We start from the raw sequence: 4220 nt of genomic DNA on the forward strand, positions 1-4220 counted from the left end.
GCAGCCGACGTAAAAGAAGTTCAGATGCTGCACTGGTGGACATCAGGCGGCGAGGCGGCGGCACTGAACGTGCTGAAGCAGGATCTGTCGAAGGAAGGTTTTGCCTGGAAGGACGTGCCGGTGGCCGGCGGCGGCGGCGATGCGGCGATGACGGCGCTGAAGGCGATGGTTGCGGCCGGCACCTATCCGACGGCCTCGCAGATGCTGGGTTATACCGTGCTCGATTATGCCCAGGCCGGCGTCATGGGCGACCTGACCGAGACGGCCAAGAAGGAAGGCTGGGACAAGTCGGTGCCGGCAGCGCTGCAGAAGTTCTCGGTCTATGACGGCAAGTGGGTCGCAGCCCCGGTCAACGTGCATTCGGTCAACTGGCTGTGGATCAACAAGGCGGTGATGGACAAGATCGGCGGTACCCAGCCGAAGACTTTCGACGATCTGATCGCGTTGCTCGACAAGGCCAAGGCTGCGGGTGTGATCCCGTTGGCGCTCGGCGGCCAGAACTGGCAGGAAGCGACGATGTTCGATTCCATCGTGCTGTCGACCGGCGGTCCAGAATTCTACAAGAAGGCCTTCAACGACCTCGATGAGGCATCGCTGAAGTCGGACACGATGAAGAAGTCCTTCGACAATCTGGCGACGATCATCAAATATGTCGATCCGAACTTCTCCGGCCGCGACTGGAACCTGGCAACCGCCATGGTCATCAAGGGTGATGCGCTGGTGCAGGTGATGGGCGACTGGGCCAAGGGCGAGTTCGTCGCCGCCAAGAAGACGCCGGATACCGATTTCCTCTGCTACCGCTTCCCCGGCACCGAAGGCAGCGTGGTCTATAACTCCGACATGTTCGGCATGTTCAACGTTCCCGACGACCGCAAGGCCGCCCAGGCAGCACTTGCAACCGCAACGCTGTCGAAGAGCTTCCAGTCGGCCTTCAACGTCGTCAAGGGTTCGGTGCCGGCCCGCACCGACGTTCCCGACACCGACTTCGACGCCTGCGGCAAGAAGGGCATTGCCGACCTGAAGGCCGCCAATGAGGGCGGCACGCTGTTCGGCTCGCTGGCTCAGGGTTATGGCGCACCGCCGGCCATCGCCAATGCCTATAAGGATGTCGTCTCGAAGTTCGTCCACGGCCAGATCAAGACCTCCGACGAAGCCGTCAAGCAGCTGGTCCAGGCAATCGACGACGCCCGCTGAGACCACGCTCGATGACAAACGCTTCCCCGCGCATTGTTGCGGGGAAGCCTCAGGCTCCGCGACGATTGTGCGGAGAGGCTATGCAGGGCCGATCATGCAGGGCCATCATTATGCAGGAGGGAGACGACATTCCATGAGCACCGTTGCGACCACCGATCCGGTTCTGACGCCGGCGCAATCGACGGCGATCTCGCTCAGAGGCCGGCTGCAGGATGCGCTGCCGAAGATCGTCTTGGCGCCGAGCTTCGTCATCACCCTGGTCTTCGTCTACGGCTTCATCGTCTGGACGGCCTATCTGTCGTTTACCAATTCCAAGACCTTTCCGTCCTATGCGCTGACCGGGGCGCGTGCCTATCAGCGGCTGTGGCGCTGGACCTTCGAGAGCGATCCGCCGTCCTCCTGGTATACGTCGATCACCAACATGGCGATCTTCGGCTTCCTCTATGTCGGCATCTGCCTGGCGCTCGGTCTTTTCCTGGCCATCCTGCTCGACCAGAAGATCCGCGGCGAGGGCATATTGCGGCCGATCTTCCTCTATCCGATGGCACTGTCCTTCATCGTCACCGGGGTTGCCTGGAAATGGTTCCTCGACCCCGGCCTCGGGCTGGAGCAGACGCTTCATCACTTCGGCTGGACGAGCTTCCACTTCGACTGGATCAAGAACAAGGACTTCGTCATCTACACCGTCGTCATCGCCGGTGTCTGGCAGGCGTCCGGCTTCGTCATGGCGATGTTTCTGGCCGGTCTTCGCGGCATCGACGGCGAGATCATGAAGGCAGCACAGATTGACGGCGCTTCGCCCTTCCAGCTCTATCGCCGCATCGTCATTCCGCTGCTGCGGCCGATCTTTCTGTCGGCCTTCATCGTGCTCGCCCATATGGCGATCAAGTCCTACGACCTGGTGGTGGCGCTGACCTCGGGCGGGCCGGGCGGCTCGGCCTGGCTGCCATCCAACTTCATGTATGAATACACCTTCAAGCGCAACGAGATGGCTGTCGGCTCGGCCAGCGCCATCATCATGCTGATGACGATCTCGGCAATCATCGTTCCCTATCTCTATTCCGAACTGAAGGAGAAGGCGCGATGAGTGCGATCATCTCACCGGCAGCCGATAGGGCGCAGAACAGCACCAACACCCGCTGGATCGGCCGCACCGTCATCTACGGCCTGCTGCTGGTCTTCGCCGTCCTCTATCTGATGCCGCTCTTCGTCATGCTCACCACCTCGTTCAAGACGATGGACGAGATCCAGAACGGCAACATGCTGGCGCTGCCGCAGGCGCCGACCTTCGATCCCTGGATCAAGGCCTGGGGCGAGACCTGCGTCGGGCTGACCTGCGCCGGCATCAAGGGCTACTTCTTGAACTCGATCAAGATGGTGGTGCCGGCCGTGGCAATCTCCACCATCATGGGAGCTCTGAACGGTTATGTGCTGACCAAGTGGCGCTTTCCCGGCCATACGCTGGTGTTCGGGCTGATGCTGTTTGCCTGCTTCATTCCGTTCCAGTCGGTGCTGTTGCCGATGGCGACGATCCTCGGTTCGCTCGGCCGCTTCGGCATGACGCTGCAGAATGTCACCGGCTTTACCTTCGGCTTCGGCAATCCCACGGTCAATCTGGTCTTCGTCCATGTCGTCTACGGCCTCGGCTTCACCACGCTGTTCTTCCGCAATTTCTACGAGGCTTCCCGACCGAACTGGTCCGGGCCGCCCAGGTCGACGGCGCCAGCTTCTTCCAGATCTTCCGCCGCATCATGCTGCCGAACTCGCTGCCGATCATCGTCGTCACGGTGATCTACCAGTTCACCAATATCTGGAACGACTTCCTGTTTGCCTCGGCTTACGCCGGCACCGGTGACTCCATGCCGATGACGGTGGCGCTGAACAATGTCGTCAACACCTCGACCGGTGTGGTCGAATACAATGTCAACATGGCGGCGGCGATGATCGCCGCCGTTCCGACGCTGATCGTCTATATCCTCGCCGGCCGCTACTTCGTGCGCGGTCTGATGGCGGGCGCTGTCAAAGGGTAATCCATGGCCTTCCTCGAAATCTCCGGTCTCAGAAAACGCTTCGGCGCCGTCGACATTCTCAAGGGGATCGACCTCGAACTCGAAAAGGGCGGCTTCCTCGTGCTGGTCGGCCCGTCCGGCTGCGGCAAGTCGACCCTGCTCAACACCATTGCCGGGCTGGAGACGATCACGTCGGGCGATATCAAGATCGACGGGCGTGACATCAGCGGCCTGCATCCCTCCAAGCGCGACATCGCCATGGTGTTCCAGTCCTATGCGCTCTATCCGAACATGACTGTGGCGGGCAATATCGCCTTCGGCATGGAGATCCGCGGCGTGCCCAAGGAAGAACGGGCCAAGGCGATCAAGCAGGTCTCCGACATGCTGCAGATCGGCCATCTGCTCGACCGCAAGCCGAGCCAGCTGTCCGGCGGCCAGCGCCAGCGCGTCGCCATGGGTAGGGCGCTGGTGCGCAATCCGCAGGTCTTCCTGTTCGACGAGCCGCTCTCCAATCTCGATGCCAAGCTGCGGGTCGACATGCGCACCGAGATCAAGCGGCTGCATCAGCGCATGGGCACCACCTTCGTCTATGTCACCCACGACCAGATCGAGGCGATGACGCTGGCGACCAAGATCGCCGTGCTGAAGGACGGCGTGCTGCAGCAGTTCGGCACGCCGGCCGAGATCTATAACAGCCCGGCCAATCTCTTCGTCGCCGACTTCATGGGATCGCCGGCGATGAACCTGCTGAATGCCACCGTCGAGGCCGGCAGCAGTGGGCTTGCCGTCGCGCTGGAGCGGCCGAATGCCGCGCCGCTGAAATTACCGGTGGTCTCAGGCAATCACGGCCTGTCTGCCTATGCCGGCAAACAAGTGATCTTCGGCATTCGCCCGGAAGCCTTGACTGATCCCGACGGCGCCGACCGCAAGGCGCGCTCGCTGACCGAGGACGATTGCCTGATCGAGGTGGTCGAACCAGCCGGCTCCGACACCTTCGCCGTCACCAAGCTCGGCGGC

3 protein-coding genes and 1 pseudogene are annotated in these 4220 nt (G+C 61.7%); all 4 read left to right on the forward strand.

Annotated features, from left to right (window positions below; translation table 11 throughout):
- Window positions 1–1194: ABC transporter substrate-binding protein (locus tag RCCGE510_RS32575; RefSeq protein WP_007637852.1), on the forward strand; the 1194-nt coding region annotated here is incomplete at its 5' end.
- A 133-nt stretch (window positions 1195–1327) separates the two neighbouring features.
- Window positions 1328–2281 (forward strand): sugar ABC transporter permease, encoded by a 954-nt coding sequence (locus RCCGE510_RS32580; protein ID WP_007637853.1) that lies wholly within the window; start codon window positions 1328–1330, stop codon window positions 2279–2281.
- Window positions 2278–3224, forward strand: a pseudogene (locus tag RCCGE510_RS32585) (carbohydrate ABC transporter permease). Before RCCGE510_RS32580 ends, RCCGE510_RS32585 begins: the two are co-directional and overlap by 4 nt.
- A gap of 3 nt (window positions 3225–3227) precedes the next feature.
- Window positions 3228–4220, forward strand: a 993-nt coding sequence (locus tag RCCGE510_RS32590) for an ABC transporter ATP-binding protein (RefSeq protein ID WP_007637854.1), incomplete at its 3' end; no start/stop codon positions are given.

The organism is Rhizobium sp. CCGE 510 (assembly GCF_000292525.1).
Taxonomy (GTDB): Bacteria; Pseudomonadota; Alphaproteobacteria; order Rhizobiales; family Rhizobiaceae; genus Rhizobium.